We start from the raw sequence: 17726 nt of genomic DNA on the forward strand, positions 1-17726 counted from the left end.
TCCGGAGCCGGGATGTTTTCGTCAGATCGCCGCTTAGGTCCTGTTTATCAATGGACTATACTCACCCTGCTGGGGCTGGTTTATTTCCTGACCACCGCTACTACCTTCACCTCATTAGGCGTGGTCTTACCCGGTATGCTCAAAGAGCTGAACTGGAGCTGGATAGACGCCGGTTTCGGATTCACGCTGCTCGGGCTGACCTGCGGGTTATCGAGCTTTCTGCCGGGTCTTCTTATCCGTAAAACCAATGTCCGCCTGACACTGCTGACCGGGCTGCTGCTGTTTCTGGCCGGGTTTTACAGTCTGTACACCACGCAGTCGATTCAGCGCTATTTTATCGGCACCGCCTTTCTCGGGATTGGTTTTACCTTTATGGCTACTGTTCCCGGCACTTATGTGATTTCGCGGCTCTTCAGCCGTCAGTCGCTGGCGTTTGGTTTTTACTTTACCCTCGGCGGGCTGGGCGGTGTGGTCGGGCCGTGGATCTATTTTCTCGCCGCGCATGTGTTCGGCTCCTGGCGGATCCACTGGCTGATCGCCGCCCTGACGCTGGCTGTTGTCACCCTGATCACCCTGCTGGTAATGCGGGAAGGCCGCCGTGAGATCACGCATGCCCGTGCCGTGATGTGGCAGCAGAAAAAACAGAGTTCCCGCATCTACCGCAGTCAGGCGCACTGGAGTGCCCGTCAGGCGCTGAGAACCTGGCAGTTTTATGTTATCGCCGCCTCTTATACCGCGTTTTTATGGTGCGGATTTACCGTGAACAGCTTTGCCGTGCCGCATATTATGGATAAGGGGTTCAGTGAAACCGTTGCCGCCACGCTGCTCAGTACCATGGCCTTTATTAACGCGTTTTCCCGGCTGGCCGGGGGCGCTATCGGGGAGTGGCTGGAGCCGAAAAAACTGCTGATTATCAGCCTTGCCGCGATTACATTCGGTGTGCTGACACTGAGTATCGCCACCAGCTGGCCGCTGCTGATCCTGTTTACCGTGCTGGTGGGGATTGGTTACGGCATGACATTCCTGGCCTCCAGTGTACTGCTGGCAAACTATTTCGGCCGTGGTCCGTATCTGGAGCTGTTCTCCGTGGTGAATCTGATTTCCACCTTTGCCTGTCTGGCACCGTTCTTTGCCGGTGCCGTCAAGGATTACAGCGGCAGCTTTACCCCGGCTTTCCTGCTGATCGCCCTGCCGGTGATGGTGATTCTGGCGGCCACATTCTTTATGCGACCGCCACAACACAAACCGGTCAGAGCATACACATCCTCGCCGGACTAACTCTGTAAGCGGCGGTACTGCTGAGGATCCCCGAGCAGGCGGATCCCCAGCACACTGCCGCAGAGTGACAGCAGCAAACCACCGGCCAGCGGCAGCCCGACCCACAGCGGCCACTGCGGCTGCCACGGAAAATCAAATACGCGGGTCTGCAACAGCCACAGGGCCGCTTCTGCCCCGAGTGCGGCGACCACACCGGCCATCGCGCCCAGCAAGGCAAACTCACTCCACAGCGTGCGCCGCAGCAGGCGTTTACCGGCTCCCAGCGTACGATATACCACCAGCTCGGTCCGGCGCTGATTCATTCCCACCTGAATCTGTGCCAGCAGTAACAGCACGCCGCAAATCAGCACCAGTACCACCATCGCTTCCAGCGCACGGCTGACCTGCGCGAGAATGGTCTGGATCTGTTTCAGCATCGATCCGGTATCAAAAATACTGATGGACGGATACTTACGATTCATCTGGGTGATTAATCCGTCATTACCGTCATAGTGAAAGCTGGTCAGCCACATGGCGCTCTGATTTTCCAGCGAGGCGTGATTAAAGATGAAAAAGAAATTAGGCCGCATACTCTCCCAGTCCACCTGCCGCACACTGCTGACAGTCACGGTAAACGGACGGGTATCACCGGTAAAGGTCAGGATATCCCCGACTTTCAGCCCGAGTTGTTTGACCACTTCCATCTCAATAGAGACTTCCCCGGGTTTCGGCGGCCAGGTGCCGTCCACCAGTTCATTCAGCGGCGGCAGCGATTCCTGCCAGGTAAGGCTCAGCTCACGGCGGACGGTATTGTTGCCCGGATCACGCGCATCCGCCCACGCCAGTGCGGTTTCGCCGTTAATGCCGGACAGCCGCGCCAGCACCACCGGGTAATATTCTGACGGTGTCACGTTGTGTGATGCCAGCAGCTGATTGACCGGCGATATCTGTTCTTCCGTCATATTCACGAGAAAATAGTTCGGTGTGTCCGGCGGCAGTTGTTGCTGCCAGCGCCCGATCAGATCACCGCGAACCATCACCAGCAACCCCAGCAGCATAAAAGAGAGGGCAAACGCCCCGGTCTGCACCAGGGTCTGACCGGGCTGACGCAGCAGACGGCGGACAGCCAGGCGCAGACTCAGGGCACGGAACGGAATTTTCGCCAGCAGCCACAATCCGCCGTAACCGGCCACTGCCAGCAGTGCAGCGATCAATACCACCCCGGCCAGCACCGCCCAGAGCAGGAACGAGGCATTGGTCAGCACCGCCAGCCCGCCTGCCACAATCAGTACCGCCAGCGGCAGATACCAGCGCAGCGGCCAGACCGGCGCGACCACGTCATCACGCAGTACGCGGGTCGGCTGTGTCAGCATCAGCTGGCGGTAAGGCCGTGCGCCCACCAGCAGAGTGATGGCAAGGAGTGTCAGCAGTGCCCACGCCCACGGCCATAATCCCGGATCCGGCAGTGCCTTCGGCAGCAGCGGTGCCAGCAGGCTCATCAGGACCGCATCAAAAATCAGCCCCAGCAGGGATCCGGCAACCATCGCTGCCGCCATCAGTACCGCCCATTGCCCGACCACCCAGTAACGCAGCTCGCGCCGCCCCGCGCCGAGTGTTTTCAGTACGGCAATCAGGGTATGACGGCTGCGGCAGTAATGCGACATGGCAACCGCCACTGCGGCGATTGCCAGCAATAGCGTCAGCAGCGCAGAGAGTACCAGGAACTGCTGTGCGCGATCGATAGACTTCGCCAGCGCCCCGCCCTCCTGCTGCAACGTCACCCAGCGCTGATCAATCCGCAGCGCATCTTCATACTGCTGTTTAAACACCGCCACCGCATCCGGCGCACCGGCAAACATATCGCGGTAAGTGAGGCGGCTGCCCGGCTGTACGGCACCGGTGGCGTCCACATCCTGTAAATTGATCAGCACACGGGGTGCCATCTGAAACGGGTTAAAACCGCTGTCCGGCTCCTGAATAAGAAAACCGGCGATTTTCAGGTCGGTATCTCCCACTTCCAGCATCTGCCCCGGTTTTACCGAAAGCAGCTCCGCCAGACGCGGTGCGATCAGAATCTCCCCCGGTGCCGGTTTCAGGCCGGGCGGGTCAGTTTCCAGCTCGCCGTACAGCGGATAAGCGTCATCCGCCGCTTTGACATACACCAGCTGCGGCACATCATTGGCAAACACCATGGTGTTGAAACTCATCTGCTGACTGAGCACCAGGCCGCTTTCCTGCGCCTTTTTCAGCCAGGTTTCATCCGCCGGATGCGAGCCGCGCAGGACCAGATCACCGGCCAGATAGTCACGGCTCTGATAATTGACACTTTGATTAATACGATCACCGGCACGTCCCAGTGCCAGCACACAGGCCACCGCCAGGGTCAGTGACAGCCAGACCACCAGCAGTGACGGTGTGCGCCACTCCCGCCAGAACCAGCGCCAGATCATGCCAGTTCCTCCAGCTTGCCGTCCGACAGCTTCAGCCGCCGCTGACAACGGGCCGCCAGGGTCAGATCATGCGTGACCAGAATCAGGGTGGTGCCGTAGTCACGGTTAAGTGAAAACAGCAGATCGGCAATTTTATCACCGGTATGACGGTCGAGGTTACCGGTCGGCTCATCGGCAAACAAAATTTTCGGCCGGGTCGAAAATGCACGTGCGATAGCCACGCGCTGCTGCTCCCCGCCGGAAAGCTGGGCAGGCATATGCTTCAGGCGTTTTTCCAGCCCGAGCTGAATCAGCAGCTGCTCTGCATTCTCCCGGCTGGCGGATTCAGATTCACCGCGCAGCAGCGCAGGCAGCTGGACATTCTCCAGCGCATTAAGGGTCGGGATCAGCATAAAGGACTGAAACACAAAGCCGACATCCCGTGCCCGCAGTTTTGCCCGCGCTTCCTCATCCAGCTGCGGCAGTGACTGACCGAGCAGTTTTACTTCACCGGAGGTCGCGTCATCCAGACCGGCGATAATGCCGAGCAGGGTTGATTTTCCGGATCCGGATTCCCCCACCAGCGCGATTGTCTCTTCAGGCTCGACAACTAACCCGGCACCCTGCAATATAGTGATCTCATTTTCACCCTGACCAACGCGCTTAATAAGATGATCAATTTCAAGAATAGGCTCCGATGCCATCTCTGTTTCCTTTTTCTGCTGCTGTTCAGCGGGAATTTGTATGCCGCCGGAACATTACTGATACTGGGGGACAGCCTGAGTGCCGGTTACCGCCTGCCGGCCGGTGAGGCGTGGGCAGCACAGCTGGGACAACGCTGGCAACAGGCCGGTAACGGTATCACACTGATAAACGGCAGTATCAGCGGGAATACGGCGGCCCAGGGACTTGCCCGTCTGCCCGCGCTGCTGGAGCAGCACCGGCCGCAATGGGTACTGATTGAACTGGGTGCCAACGACGGCCTGCGCGGCCTGCCGCTGACACAAACCCGCACCGATCTTCAGGCGGTGATCGATGCGGTGAAGGCCGCCGGGGCGAAGCCGCTGCTGATGCAGATCCGCATTCCGCCGAATTACGGCAAGCGCTACACCGAACGGTTCTCCGCGCTCTATCCGGCGCTGGCACAGGAAAATGCCGTTCCGCTGATCCCGTTTTATATGGAAGCGGTCGTCACCAATCCGCAGTGGATTCAGGATGACGGTATTCACCCGAACGCGGCAGCACAGCCTTATGTGACTGACTGGATGGATAAAACACTGCTGCCTTACTTACAATAACGGGTGTCAGACTATCCTAAATGATTTATTCATAATTTATAAGCAGTTAAGCAGGTAAAGAAATGCAAAAAGCCGTTTTGATCACCGGCAGCTCCAGTGGTATCGGGCTATGCGCGGCTAACACACTGAAACAACGGGGCTACCGTGTGCTGGCCGCCTGCCGCAAACCGGCGGCTCTGGCGGAAATGGCACGCCTCGGGTTTGAGCCGGTGGAACTGGATCTGGACTGCCCGCAGAGTGTTGCCCGTGCCGCAGAGCAGGTACTGGCGCTCACGGATAACCGCCTGTACGGCCTGTTCAATAATGCCGGTTTTGGCCTGTACGGCCCGCTGGATACCGTCAGCCGCGAAGATCTGGAAAAACAGTTTTCTGCCAATCTGTTCGGCACACACCAGCTGACCACCCTGCTGCTGCCCGCCATGAAACAGGCCGGTGAAGGCCGGATCATCCAGACCAGCTCGGTAATGGGGCTGATATCCACCCCGGGACGCGGTGCCTATGCCGCCAGCAAATATGCGCTGGAAGCCTGGTCCGATGCCCTGCGGATGGAGTTGGCCGGCAGCGGGATCCGCGTCAGCCTGATTGAACCGGGGCCGATCACCACCCGCTTTACGGAAAATGTCACACAAACGATGCAGGATAAACCGGTCAAAAATCCGGGTATTGCCCGTCTGTTTACCGGTAAACCGGAGGATGTGGTGAAAAAAGTCATCCATGCCCTGGAGCACCCGCACCCGAAAATACGCTATCCTGTTACGGGTCTTACCGTGATCGTGATGTGGCTCAGACGCCTGCTGCCGTTGTGGCTGATGGATAAAATACTCAACAAAAGATCCTCTGCTGCTTGAAATGCCGCGCTGCGCCCAGATGTTAATAAAAAGTCCGCTACTTTATTAAGAGAATGAATATGTTATCAAACGCACATATCACAGACGTCAACGAAACCAACTTACGCCAGGTTATTGAATCTTCCATGCAGGTGCCGGTGGTCTTTTTCTTCCATTCCGCACAGTCCCCGCAGTGTCAGGAACTGGGCACCATTCTGGAAAAAGTGGCTGCTGACTATGCCGGGATGATGATCCTCGCCAGAGTGAACTGCGATACCGAGCAGATGATCGCCTCACAATTCGGCCTGCGCGCCGTACCGACCACCTATCTGTTCCATCAGGGACAGCCGGTCGATGGTTTTGAGGGGCCGCAGAATGAAGAGACCGTCCGTCACTTCCTGGCCAAATTCCTGCCGTCTGAATCTGAAATCAAAACCGGTCAGGCGATTGAACTGATTGAAGCCGGTGATTTTCAGGCTGCCCTGCCGCTGCTGCGTGAAGCGCACCAGGCTGAGAGTAACAACAGCGAAATCACCCTGCTGCTGGCACAGACACTGATGGAAGTGAAGCTGTCAGAAGAAGCTGAAAAAGTATTGAAGTCCGTCCCGATTCAGGATCAGGATACGCGCTATCATGGTATCTTATCTCAAATTGAGTTACAAAAGCAGGCCGCAGACACCCCGGAAATCCAGGAACTGCAAAATACCTTTGCGGCGGAACCGGAGAATGCGGAGCTCGCGGTACAGCTGGCGCTGAAACTGCATGAAGTACACCGCAATGATGAAGCCCTGGCGCTGTTATTCAGCTTCCTGAAGAAAGACCTGGCAGCTGCGGAAGGTCAGGTGCGTAAAACCATGATGGATATTATGGCGGCAATGGGGACTGCAGATAATACTGCCGCATCTTACCGCCGTAAGTTATACTCGTTACTGTACTAATTAATCACCTTACTGAATTATTTAATTTATTCATTACTTATAAGGATTTTGGCTCATGGATTTGTTCTCGCTGGGTTTTGTCCCGATTATTATTCTTATCGCCATCATTATTGTGGCGACCGGTGTCAAAACTGTACCGCAGGGCTTTCAGTGGACTGTTGAGCGTTTTGGCCGTTATACCCGTACACTGCAGCCGGGCCTGCATATCATCGTGCCGTTTATGGATCGTATCGGCCGTAAAATTAATATGATGGAACAGGTTCTTGATATTCCGTCACAGGAAGTTATCTCCCGCGATAACGCCAACGTCACCATCGACGCCGTCTGTTTTATTCAGGTCATTGACCCGGTGCGCGCCGCGTATGAAGTCAGCAACCTGAATTTAGCGATTATCAACCTGACCATGACCAACTTCCGTACCGTTCTCGGTTCGATGGAGCTGGATGAAATGCTGTCTCAGCGTGATTCTATCAACTCCCGTCTGCTGCATATCGTGGATGAAGCCACCAACCCGTGGGGGATTAAGATCACCCGTGTTGAAATCCGTGACGTGCGTCCGCCGAAGGAACTGGTGTCTGCGATGAACGCACAGATGAAAGCAGAACGTACCAAACGTGCCGATATCCTTGAGGCGGAAGGTGTGCGCCAGGCTGCTATTCTGAAAGCAGAAGGTGAAAAACAGTCTCAGATTCTGAAAGCTGAAGGTCTGCGTCAGTCCGCCTTCCTGGAAGCAGAAGCCCGTGAACGTGCGGCAGAGGCGGAAGCCCGCGCCACACAAATGGTATCGGATGCTATCGCTGACGGTAATATGCAGGCAATCAACTACTTTGTGGCGCAGAAATATACCGATGCACTGACTCAGATTGGTGCGGCGCAAAACAGCAAAGTGATTATGATGCCGCTGGAAGCCAGCAACCTGATGGGGGCTATCGGCGGTGTGGCTGAAATGTTCAATGTGTCAAAAGACACTAAAGGTCAGGGTTAATCCGCATGATTGAGATGCTCGCATCACAGGCGGTCTGGTTCTGGCTCTGTTTCGGCGGCATCCTGCTGATTCTGGAGATGCTCGGTACCGGAGGTTATCTGCTCTGGAGCGGAGTGGCGGCACTGGTCGTCGCACTGCTGGCGTGGATTGTGCCGGGACTGACACCCGAGTGGCAGGGCATTATTTTCGCGGTGATGACGGTGATTTGTGCGGTGTTGTGGCGTAATTTTCAGCGCCGCCGCCAGCGTAATGACAGCAGTTCACCGAACCAGGTCAATCACAAACTGATTGGCCTGCGTGCTGCGCTGCTGACAGAGACGGAAGAAGGTTACAGCCGTATCCGCCTCGCCGACGGCAGCTGGCGGGTTTACAGCCAGTCGCCGCTGCCTGCCGGTACGGAAGTGGAAGTGATTGCCGTTGACGGTATTACACTGACCGTCCGCGCCGTCAGCCGGTAACTGACCGGAAAGATCATCATAAAACGGCCTCTGGTGACAGAGGCCGTTTTTATTTATCTCAATAATCTTGTCTCAATAACCTTACCGCATCACGCACCTTTAAAACGGTAGCGCTCATTCACGGAATTGGTCAGATCCTGCATAATAATATTGGTCAGTTTATCGGTGGTATTTAATGCATCCTGCATCACTTTATTCTGGAAGTCCTGTAACAGTTGTTTGGCCTTAGCCGGGTCTGTTTTATAGATACTCAGATACTCTTTTTCCATTGCCTGTTGTTCTTTGGCAAACTGAGCTTCCTGTTTGCTGTATTCCGCCTGCACAATTTTCGAATATTTATTAAAGTCGATCATCGCCAGTGTCTGTAATTTACGGAATTTCCAGTGCGCGGAGGCATTATCCGCCTGTGGCGAACCGATGGTATACGCTTCCGCATAGCTGTCCGGCCCGTAATAAACCGGGACATAAACGGATAATGTCGGCATACCGAAGGCAATATAACGGACATTACCGATTTCTTTCGGTAAATCTTTGCGTACCTGCAAAATATGGGAGTGCTGGGTTCTGAATACCGAGATTGGACGTTTGGTGGTATCCGGATAGGTGGTGGCATACGGGGATGTGCCGACATTCTCATAATGGTTGCGCAGCCCGGCTTTAATATCTTCCAGCCCCAGTTTTTTCGCCGGTTTTAAGAAGACAGGGAAATCATTGGATTTCACATCGTTAAAGTCGGTCTTAATTTCCGGGTTATACATTTTCTGCAGCACTAACACACGCGGGTAGTTGTAATAACCGTCACTTTTCGCGTCGTCTTTGGTATAGGCTTTTTTGAAATTAAACTCACCGTCTTTTTTCGGATCATATAAACCGTTTTTCTCAGCAAAGGAAATCAGTGTCGGAGATGACAGGTAATTCTCTTTGTCATTGATATCAAATTTTTCCAGGCGGCCCTGGTTTGCGGTGACATAATAGGTATTGGCTGGGATTTTCGCCGCCATCCATTGGTGACCGCTGCCGGTTTCCAGATACCAGATCCCGTCTTTATCAATAAAGGCCACACCGAAACCTTCACCGGCCCCTTTTTCTTCGATAATTTTCCCTAACCGCATCACCCCTTCTTTTGCGGAAGAGACATACGGTAATACCACATCCGGAATTGCATCTTCAATAATCCCGGTATCTTCGACATACGGGTCAATTTTTAATGAGGCATCATTGGCGAAAATCGTTTCTGTGGCACTGATCCCGACACCTGCGTCATTAAAACCGTTGGAACTGAAACGGAACTGACCTTTATCATTCCATTCCGGGATAGTGGTATAGCGCATTGCCTTTTCCGGCAGGGTATAGGTGAATTTATTTAAGTTAGTTTTAAACTCAGTGTCTTTATTTATTTTTTCCTGATTCACCTGCAACACTTTCGGGTTTGCCGGATTCATATCTTCATTGCGGGCAATATATTGCGCACCATCTGAAGACGCATTTTCACCGACAAAAATAGAGGTACACGCCGTTGCATCAGAAATCACCAGTGCAGCCCCCACAGCAAGAGATAAAACACTACGTTTCATAGAGAACACCTTCCATTGAGTTGTAAATTGCGCTTACGCTATCCATTACACGCTGAATTTTCTTTTACGCAGATCGCATAATGCAAAGTCAATCACTGGATTATTCGCAAAATAGGGTGTATTTCACTAAATTATTATTTTTTTTACGGATAAGTGTTTTGATTAAAATGACGGATTATTTTTTCAGCCGGGGAATTGATCGGAAACAAAAAAGAGAAACAGAGATAATCTATTTTACCTGAGGTAAAAATTAAAAAATTTCACTGTGAGATCCGAGACGAGCCAGTTTCAGACAACGATCACCTTGTTTTTTATAAATCAAAATCAAATCAGGATAGAGGTGGCAATCACGAAATGTACGCCAATTTCCTTTAAGCGGATGATCAGCGTATTTTTCAGGTATAGGGAGATCATTTACCAATATATTCAGGATATTCTGCAGACTGTCATTTAACATCATACGGTAAATACCCTTAACTTCCCGTTTATAATCTTTTTTAAACTGAGATGAACGTTCAATCGTCCTTGCCATCCTGCAGATCCGCCATTAAATCTGAAATACTGTCAAATTTTTTGCCTTTCCCGCACTCCAACTCTTCTATTGCGGCCAGGGTACGTGCAGCATGACGATATTGTGTGCTTTTCACACAAAATGGCATCGCTTTCTGTTCAACAATCTGAATCATCAACATTCTTATCGCGTCACTCACTGTTAAGCCCATCGATTCAAGCGTTTCAATCGCTTCTGCTTTCAGCTTCGGATCAATTTTTGCTCTGACATATTCCACTTTAGACATAACCAGCCCTCAAAGCAGGTGAATAAACAGACGATAGTGTAGTCATACCGTAGTCATTCCACAATCAGATTAAATGCCGCTGAACTGATATTCCTGATCATAACCACAGCCATATAAACAATTTTTAAACCGCGCCGGATTGTCACATAAAAAAACGGCCCGCAGAGGGCCGTTTTATCTTACTGAATAAACTAATAATTACTTCACTTTACTGTTCACACTGCTGTGATCATTCGTGACAGAAATTCCCACCGGGGATTTTCCGTTGACGATCCCGTCCTTAACCGCACTGATCGCCTGTCCGGCGTTGAGCGGGAGTTCGCCGTGAATGCGGGTGCCGGTCTCTTTGACTGCCACTGAACGCATTTCGGTGTTCCCGTCATCCGGCAGACCGTCCAGCACCGCACCGGTCAGGATAGTGCTGCCGCCGGTACGCAGTTTGCCCTGTTCACGGGCGGTCAGACCGGATTGCTGTCCCACCTGTTCTGAGGAGCGGGTTTCAAAGAACGCTTTAACATTGCCGGTCATCCCGGACGGGGATGTCAGGCCGGATTTAATCTTGTCCGCCATCGTACCTGCACCGGCTCCGGCATTTTCCCGCACAGAATCCGCCGCTTTATCCAGCCCGTTTTCCAGACCCGCTTTGATGTCATCCGCGAACTTCGGGGTACCGGCATTGGCCAGTTGTGCGAGGGTACTGCTGCCCTCATCATTGGTATGTGCCGCCGACAGATCCGCGTCAACGTTCAGAACGGATTCGGTGTTAGTCCGGCTTTCCACGATCAAATCACCACCGACACGCCCGCTGACCGTATCCGCCGTCAGTTTCCCGCCCCGGATCTGCGTGTCATTACGGCTGTTCAGTGTCAGATTACCGCTGTCAGCAAGGGCGTTTTTCTGCGTTACCGTCTGCTGATTGTCGATCCCGCCCTTCAGACCGGCACTGATATTATGCCGCGAACCGGTTTCCGGATTTTCCGTGCTGCGTGAGGTGCCGATATTCAGGTTTCCGCCCGCATTCCGGTTGGCTTTGTCCGTGGTTTTCTGTGCCGATTCAATCACAATACCGCCGTCACGGGCAGTCAGTGCGGTATTTTGTGCATCAATCTGCGTGCCTTTCAGATGCAGTGCATCATCCCGCATGCCGTCCGCAGAAACAGAAACAGTACCGCCGCTGCGCAGACTGCCGCCGCGTTGGTCAGTCACGTTTTCAGACTGTTTGCTGATACTGAAATCCGCACCGCCGCCGAGTCTGCTGCCGGTTTCTGTTTTACCGCCATTAGCCTGTACACCACCGTGCCACTGGTGGCCGGAAAGGGTATTCGTGCTCTGCGCGCTGTTAAGCAGCGTGTTGTGCCCGCTTTTCACCGTCACATCCCCGTCACTGCCGACAGCGGTACCGTTGGCGGTCAGGTCGTTTCCGGCCTGTAATACCACGCCGGTTTTGCCCTCAATCACACCGGTTTTCGCCGTCGTGCCGCTTTCGTTATACACTTCACGTCCGCCGCTGAGGCCACCACCGGCATTTTTCGGGTTGAGCGATTCCACATTTACCTGTGCCCCGGCATCATAACCGCTGACGGTTTTGCTGTGAGTATCACCCGCCTGATCCAGCGTCAGATTGTCACCGGCACGGACAGAAATGTGTCCTTCCTCACTGCGCAGTGTATCGCCCTGCAATGCCGCATCACGCCCCGCCTGCACAGAGATACCCCCTTTCGCCGACAGTGAACCGGTTACCGCGTTACTGCTGCTCTCTGTTGCCAGATGATGACCGCCGCTGCCTTCCGCGCTGATCGCAACATCCTGTCCGGTGGATGTCGCCACACGCAGACTTCCTTTACCCTCTGTCACAGATTCAGCGTGATGATGTGTATCCGCTGCCGCCACTGACTGATAATCGCCGGTATTGATCGCAATACCGCCGTTATCCGCCCGGTACTGTGTTCCTTCATCAAGAACACGATCCGTCGCGTTCACGGCAACCGATCCTGCATTAACAGAGGTGGTTTTCGCCTGTGTGTTTTCGCTGATGGTCTGCCGGTTTTCCCCTTTGCCGCTCAGATCCACGCCAATATCCGGCAATCCGGTGGCAGCAGCACTGTCAGCCACCCCGGCAATATTGCCTTCCGCGATATTTTCACCGGCTTTCGCCAGCGGACGGGAGACTTTACTGTAATCCAGCGAAACACCGAGGCGGCCTTCGCCGCCTTTGGTGGTTTCGGTGGTGCGATCACGGTTGTGCGCTGCCCGGTGTTCCGAGGTCTGCGCCGTTTCCGTATAAGCGCCGCCCACCGTGTGTGACACGCCCTCCTGAGAAAGCGTTTTACCGGCGGTCAGGGTGAGATTGCCCTGCACCTGTGTGCCGGAGGTCACCGCCTGATGCTGCTCCTGTGTTTTACCGGTTTCAGTATGACCACCGCTCAGCCCGCCGCCGAGTTTATCCATGCCGCCGGTCAGATAAATACCGCCGTGAGATTCTCCTTTCTGCTGTGTCCGGATCTCACGGTTATCCGCTGCATTCAAAGTGATATTTTCAGCAGAAAGCGCCGCATCCCCCTGTGTGGTGGTCAGTGAAGAGCCGGTAAGGGTGAGATCGTTTCCGGCGGTAACAGAGACACTGCCGCCTTTGAGTTCACTGCCCTGCTGCGTGACAGAATCCTGCTTTTGTATGTCGCGGGTATGATTGATGTCCAGGCCGGCGCGATATTGTTTATCTTCATCCTCTTTGGCATAACCGCTGATTTTCAGTGTGGTTTCTGTTTTATCAGATTGTTTTTGTGCCTGTGCCGCACGGACATTGATATCGCCGAGGGTATCAATTTTCAGTGTGCCCGCACTTTCAATCAGGCTGCCGGCGATGGTGATATCATTTTTCCCTGCCAGCCGCAGATCCGCCTCCGATTTCAGCTCGCTGCGCTCAATGCGGGTATCTTCACTGTTTTCGCGAAGGGTGCTGCGGGTGATGTTAAACGCACCACCATCACGGTTATCAATGTGTTTTGCTGTCCGGCTGATGCCGCTTTCAATCACCAGCGCGCCCTGCCCGGTCTGCACCAGACTGTCCTGTGTGCCTTTTACCTTACTGCCGGTGACGGTCACGCCGTTGCCGCCGGAAAGCCAGAGCTTACCGCCTGCGGTAACGTCAGAGCCGTGCGCCGTCTCTTCCGTGGTGGCCCGGTTTTCACGGGAGCCGCCGCCGATACCGCCCCAGGATGTCACGTTCTCCTTGTGGCCCTGATGCTGTGTCGCGGTTTGCGTGCCGATAGTGAGATTATTGCCGCTGTTAATGATCATATCCTGTCCGGCGTGTACCTGTGCCGCCTGAGCCCGGATGTCATGACCGGCATTCAGTCCCAGATTACCGCCTGCCGTCAGTTCCGTTTTCACCAGTTGCTCTTTTGACGTGATATCGTCGTGTGTGCCGCTGAGCAGTTTTGCCGTCTCATTGCGTTTATTGCCGGACACCGTTTGTGTGCGGGAGTTGGTCACGCTCTCAAGCCGGATATCCCCTTTGGCATCCGCACTGAGATGCGTTCCGGCCACCAGTATTGCCCCTTTCAGGGTAATATCACCGGTTTTGGCCGCCAGGCGGATATCACCGTCAGCCCGGAGATTGCTGGTTTCCTGCCGGATGCTTTCGTCTTTACGGGTTTCGTTATTTTCCCACGACATCTTCCACTGATTAGTGGTGCGGGTGTCTGACTGCGCAACCCGGTCGCTGTCGAGCGTGATGGATCCGGCCTGAACGGCAATCTCCAGCCCGTTCAGATCCGTGCCGGTCAGCCGGGCTTCCTGCTGTGCCACCAGTGTGATATTTTTGCCGTCCAGCGAGGTGCGGGTGTAGCGCCCCTGCCGGGTTTCGCCGGTGACCGACTGCCCGCTGCGTTTGTCTTCTGTCCGCTGATATTCGTTACGCAACTGTCCTTCTGTGCGCAGCGTATCGCCGCTCAGGCGGATATCCCCGCCGGTGATCTGTGCGCCGGTCAGTGTTAAAGCGCCCTGTGACTGCGCATCGAAACCATTCACGGCATCAATATTACCGGCCAGCTTCACGCCGCTGCCCTGCGCGGTATTCACCAGACGGATTTTCCCCGCGCGCATGCCGCCCAGATAATAGCTGTCCAGCGGAACCGCATTTTCCCCGGCAGAAATGGTCTGCATATCAGCGGAAACCGTATTGTTCCCGGTGATCACATTCAGTGCCGCCGCGCGGATCTCCCCGTCGGCATTAATCGCAGGCGCGACCAGATCCAGCACCTTACCGGTCGTGATCCCGCTATGTCCGATCGTCAGTGAATTTGTATTATCCGGCGTACTGTACGCACTGATCATCCCGTTCTCAATCAGCGGATTACCCACGATCAGCCCGGCATTATTGGTATTGATAAAACCGCAGCCCTGACAGCTGATCCCGTTCGGGTTGGCAAGGATCAGATCAGCCGCCATGCCGAACACTTCCTGCTGACCCAGCAGCAGAGAGGGGTTACGGCTGATCACCTCGTTGAGGATCACCCCGGCAGCCTGCCCGTTCAGGTTTTTGTTAGCCTCCAGCATGCCCGCCAGTTGCGATTGCCCGGCGGTCAGGGCGTTATTAAAGACCGCACCCTGATTATCCACATTAAAATCAAGATACTGGTTATGAGACAGCCCGCTACTGTTCGGCGCTGTAATATTGACAATATCCGTTCCGTTCACCTGAGAAACCCCGGGGCCGTTCAGGCCGCCGTCCGCCACAATCCCTGCGGCTGCGCTGTTCAGCGTGACAAAGGCCAGCGCCATCCACGCGGCCACCTTACCTGAAGAAGAGAGTTTAAAGCGTTCTTTTTTCATTGTATTTCCTTACCATCCAACGACTGACGGAGCCGATCAGAACTGATATCCCAGGCGCAGGGAAAACAGGGTGTCCTGTGCGGGCAGTGCCGCCACAGAGGTCCGGGCGCGGCTGATTTGCGCATCCAGCTGTGCGCCGCCGTAACTGACATTCACCCCTGCGGCGATACCCGCGGCAGACTGCCATCCCGCCTGCCCGGACTGAGCCATAACCCGTCCGTAGTCCGCACCGGCGCGGGGCGTTACCGTAACCCCCTGCCGGACAAAACGGCGGGAAAGGGTGTTTTGCCAGTACCATCCCTTATCCGCCGATAACGAGCCGTCGTGAAACCCTCTGATCGCGCTGTTATCCGACAGTGTCAGCCACTCCACCCCGGGGAGATGATCCTGTGTGTACTGACCGGCCAGATGACTGCTGAACAGCCAGGTGTCTTCCGACAGCGAAAACTGCTGAACATAGCTGAGTGAAAATTTGCCTTTGGTGTATTGCGGATCCGAGCCCGGCAGCGTGTTCCGGGTATCAGCCCCGAACAGTGTGGTGCCCTTTTCCGCCGATAAAGAGGTGCTGATAACGCCGCCCGGTACCAGAATCAGTCCGGTGTAACCGGCTTCGGTGATACTCAGGGACGGGCTGCTGACACCAATCAGTGTGTCATTGAGGTAGTTGCGGCTGCGTTTGTGTGTCATCTGCGCCATCAGTGAATCAATCCGTGAGCGGTTACGGAAGATAACATAATCCGCGCGCAGTGCGGCCTGAGCGCTGTCCCCGCGCAGAATGACGTGGTTATAACGCAGCGCCTGACTGATGCGGTAACGGGAAAGACTGCCGTAAGTGCTGACCGTCAGTGCGCCGTAAGGCACGGAGTAGAACAGCATGCCGGAGCGGCTGTAACGCGCCGCCGGGTTACCGGTTGTGGCGGAGCAGCTCAGGCTGACAAAATCAGATAATCCGGCCGGGCTGTCTGCGGTAACCGCGGCGCGGATAAAATTGCGTCCGGTACTTTTCTGTCCGTAATTATCTGCGCTGAGAGAAAAACCGGCCGGGGTACCACGCTGATTAACCAGCCGGATCACCGATCCTCCCGGTTCGCTGCCGGGCAGAATATCCATCGTGACATGATTGGATTTCAGGCGGTTTGCCTGATCCAGCCCCTGCTCCAGTTCGGTGATTTTCAGCGGCTTACCGGCCAGAGCGGGAAACAACAGATCCGTATTAACGCCGCGATCCGCGCCGTCGATCCGCTCCACCGTTCCTTCCGTCACGCCGATCCCCAGCTCGTGATAATCGTTAACCGGCAGAAAACGGATCCGCGCGGTGATATAGCCTTTCTCCAGATACCGCTCCATCAGTTCCGCCACCAGCACATTAATATCACGGCTGCGGATACAGTCTGCGGGCAGTGGTGAAAGTGAGCGGAAGTCGTCCTGAGATAACAGTGTGATACCGGAGAGATACACGCCGCTGACCGGCAGACAGTGTTCATTCTCTGCCGCACGCAGTAACGGCTCTGCGGGGGTGATCGTCGTCTGTGGCTTACTCAGTTGCCGGTAAGTCTGCTGTTCCAGCAGATCACTGACCTGTTGTGCGGCATCCTGCATCGCCCGGCGCGAGGCATCAGCGCCGGGGTTTTCCGCCGCAGCGGGGAAAGGTGCCGCATATACTAACGGGCAGAAAAACAGCCCCGGTAATACGATGCAGCGGAATAATGTCAGCAGTTTGGTCAATTCGTCTTACTTATCCTTTGCGTCAGTTACCGCCGCAGCGGACAGAAACGCCGTTTTTCTCCGGTATAACGCCGGATGAAAAAAGCCGCGCTTTTATCTGTTATCGGCAGAAATAAGAAAAACTTAACCGGCAGGATGTAAGACGGCGTCCGCCCGGCGGGCAGACGCGCAGATTATTTATGGCAGGCGGGTTTACTGTGGCGGCAGCCGGAAAGATGCTCAATGATCGGACACTCGGCGCTGTCATCCCCGGGACAGGAATCAGCCAGCGCCAGCAGGCGGTCACGGATAGCCGTGAGCTCCGTAATGGTTTTTTCAATCTGCTTCACTTTACCCAGTGTCGCCGATTTCACATCCGCCGCGTGGCGGTTCGGATTACGGAACAGCGATAACAGCTCGCGGCACTCATCCAGCGTGAACCCGACCTCTTTTGCCTGGCGCAGCAGGGTCAGTTCATCCACATGCCGCTCACTGAAATACCGGTATCCGTTCTCACCCCGTTCCGGTGGCGTGATCAAAGATTTATCTTCGTAAAAACGGATCGCTTTTGGCGTTAAACCCGTTTTTTGTGCAATATCGCTGATATTCATAACTTCTCCTTGACC

The 17726-nt window shown here is 54.7% G+C and carries 14 protein-coding genes; 6 read left to right on the forward strand and 8 right to left on the reverse strand.

Features of this window, described 5'->3' with window-relative positions; all coding sequences use genetic code 11:
- Positions 1-12 precede the first annotated feature (12 nt).
- Positions 13-1278 carry a CynX/NimT family MFS transporter gene (locus tag ACF8OF_RS09625; protein ID WP_392496442.1) on the forward strand — a complete coding sequence of 422 codons (1266 nt, stop codon included), beginning with the start codon at positions 13-15 and terminating at the stop codon, positions 1276-1278.
- Here ACF8OF_RS09625 and ybbP read toward each other — a convergent pair.
- Together ybbP and ybbA are read right to left on the reverse strand one after the other, a co-directional pair.
- A complete protein-coding gene (ybbP, locus tag ACF8OF_RS09630; RefSeq protein ID WP_392496443.1) occupies positions 1275-3707 on the reverse strand; it encodes a putative ABC transporter permease subunit YbbP in 2433 nt (810 codons plus the stop codon). The genes ACF8OF_RS09625 and ybbP overlap by 4 nt on opposite strands.
- Positions 3704-4390: a putative ABC transporter ATP-binding protein YbbA gene (gene ybbA / locus ACF8OF_RS09635; RefSeq protein WP_025151678.1), complete on the reverse strand. Its 687-nt coding sequence runs from the start codon at positions 4388-4390 to the stop codon at positions 3704-3706. Before ybbA ends, ybbP begins: the two co-directional genes overlap by 4 nt.
- On the opposite strand from ybbA, the gene tesA reads away from it, so the two are divergent.
- The 5 genes from tesA (at position 4358) to ACF8OF_RS09660 (ending at position 8192) form a co-directional block, all read left to right on the forward strand.
- Positions 4358-4984 (forward strand): multifunctional acyl-CoA thioesterase I/protease I/lysophospholipase L1, encoded by a 627-nt coding sequence (gene tesA / locus ACF8OF_RS09640; protein ID WP_029990448.1) that lies wholly within the window; start codon positions 4358-4360, stop codon positions 4982-4984. The genes ybbA and tesA overlap by 33 nt on opposite strands.
- Positions 4985-5046: 62 nt before the next feature.
- Positions 5047-5832, forward strand: a complete 786-nt coding sequence (locus tag ACF8OF_RS09645) for an SDR family oxidoreductase (RefSeq protein WP_392496444.1) — start codon at positions 5047-5049, stop codon at positions 5830-5832.
- 59 nt (positions 5833-5891) lie between these two features.
- A complete protein-coding gene (locus ACF8OF_RS09650) occupies positions 5892-6749 on the forward strand; it encodes a co-chaperone YbbN (protein ID WP_262861587.1) in 858 nt (285 codons plus the stop codon).
- A 55-nt stretch (positions 6750-6804) separates the two neighbouring features.
- On the forward strand, positions 6805-7734 hold the full coding sequence (locus ACF8OF_RS09655) for an SPFH domain-containing protein (protein ID WP_262883765.1): 930 nt from the start codon (positions 6805-6807) through the stop codon (positions 7732-7734).
- A 5-nt stretch (positions 7735-7739) separates the two neighbouring features.
- On the forward strand, positions 7740-8192 hold the full coding sequence (locus ACF8OF_RS09660; RefSeq protein WP_262883766.1) for an NfeD family protein: 453 nt from the start codon (positions 7740-7742) through the stop codon (positions 8190-8192).
- Positions 8193-8281: 89 nt separating this feature from the next.
- On the opposite strand, the gene ACF8OF_RS09665 is transcribed toward ACF8OF_RS09660, so the two are convergent.
- The 6 genes from ACF8OF_RS09665 to cueR all read right to left on the reverse strand — a co-directional run bounded on the left by ACF8OF_RS09665 (position 8282) and on the right by cueR (position 17711).
- Positions 8282-9766, reverse strand: coding sequence for a C69 family dipeptidase (locus ACF8OF_RS09665; RefSeq protein WP_392496446.1), 1485 nt, complete (start codon positions 9764-9766; stop codon positions 8282-8284).
- Between the two features lie 250 nt (positions 9767-10016).
- Entirely contained in the window at positions 10017-10298 is a 282-nt protein-coding gene (locus ACF8OF_RS09670) for a type II toxin-antitoxin system YafQ family toxin (protein ID WP_279798849.1), read from the reverse strand.
- The gene (locus tag ACF8OF_RS09675; RefSeq protein ID WP_279798847.1) at positions 10282-10563 is read right to left on the reverse strand and encodes a type II toxin-antitoxin system RelB/DinJ family antitoxin; all 282 of its coding nucleotides are present in this window, start codon (positions 10561-10563) and stop codon (positions 10282-10284) included. Before ACF8OF_RS09675 ends, ACF8OF_RS09670 begins: the two co-directional genes overlap by 17 nt.
- Positions 10564-10761: 198 nt before the next feature.
- On the reverse strand, positions 10762-15396 hold the full coding sequence (locus tag ACF8OF_RS09680) for a hemagglutinin repeat-containing protein (protein ID WP_392496448.1): 4635 nt from the start codon (positions 15394-15396) through the stop codon (positions 10762-10764).
- A gap of 36 nt (positions 15397-15432) precedes the next feature.
- On the reverse strand, positions 15433-17121 hold the full coding sequence (locus ACF8OF_RS09685; RefSeq protein WP_392496450.1) for a ShlB/FhaC/HecB family hemolysin secretion/activation protein: 1689 nt from the start codon (positions 17119-17121) through the stop codon (positions 15433-15435).
- 173 nt (positions 17122-17294) lie between these two features.
- Entirely contained in the window at positions 17295-17711 is a 417-nt protein-coding gene (gene cueR / locus ACF8OF_RS09690) for a Cu(I)-responsive transcriptional regulator (RefSeq protein WP_262875619.1), read from the reverse strand.
- Between the last annotated feature and the right edge of the window lie 15 nt (positions 17712-17726).

Source organism: Morganella sp. TYF_1 (genome assembly GCF_043105645.1).
Classification (GTDB): Bacteria; Pseudomonadota; Gammaproteobacteria; order Enterobacterales; family Enterobacteriaceae; genus Morganella; species Morganella morganii_B.

Excerpts from the sequence above, each read along its gene's own strand:
- ACF8OF_RS09625 (WP_392496442.1), top strand. The coding sequence starts at position 13 with ATGTTTTCGTCAGATCGCCGCTTAGGTCCTGTTTATCAATGGACTATA.
- ybbP (WP_392496443.1), bottom strand. The coding sequence starts at position 3,707 with ATGATCTGGCGCTGGTTCTGGCGGGAGTGGCGCACACCGTCACTGCTG.
- tesA (WP_029990448.1), top strand. The coding sequence starts at position 4,358 with ATGATCAATTTCAAGAATAGGCTCCGATGCCATCTCTGTTTCCTTTTT.
- ybbA (WP_025151678.1), bottom strand. The coding sequence starts at position 4,390 with ATGGCATCGGAGCCTATTCTTGAAATTGATCATCTTATTAAGCGCGTT.
- ACF8OF_RS09645 (WP_392496444.1), top strand. The coding sequence starts at position 5,047 with ATGCAAAAAGCCGTTTTGATCACCGGCAGCTCCAGTGGTATCGGGCTA.
- ACF8OF_RS09650 (WP_262861587.1), top strand. The coding sequence starts at position 5,892 with ATGTTATCAAACGCACATATCACAGACGTCAACGAAACCAACTTACGC.
- ACF8OF_RS09655 (WP_262883765.1), top strand. The coding sequence starts at position 6,805 with ATGGATTTGTTCTCGCTGGGTTTTGTCCCGATTATTATTCTTATCGCC.
- ACF8OF_RS09660 (WP_262883766.1), top strand. The coding sequence starts at position 7,740 with ATGATTGAGATGCTCGCATCACAGGCGGTCTGGTTCTGGCTCTGTTTC.
- ACF8OF_RS09665 (WP_392496446.1), bottom strand. The coding sequence starts at position 9,766 with ATGAAACGTAGTGTTTTATCTCTTGCTGTGGGGGCTGCACTGGTGATT.
- ACF8OF_RS09670 (WP_279798849.1), bottom strand. The coding sequence starts at position 10,298 with ATGGCAAGGACGATTGAACGTTCATCTCAGTTTAAAAAAGATTATAAA.
- ACF8OF_RS09675 (WP_279798847.1), bottom strand. The coding sequence starts at position 10,563 with ATGTCTAAAGTGGAATATGTCAGAGCAAAAATTGATCCGAAGCTGAAA.
- ACF8OF_RS09680 (WP_392496448.1), bottom strand. The coding sequence starts at position 15,396 with ATGAAAAAAGAACGCTTTAAACTCTCTTCTTCAGGTAAGGTGGCCGCG.
- cueR (WP_262875619.1), bottom strand. The coding sequence starts at position 17,711 with ATGAATATCAGCGATATTGCACAAAAAACGGGTTTAACGCCAAAAGCG.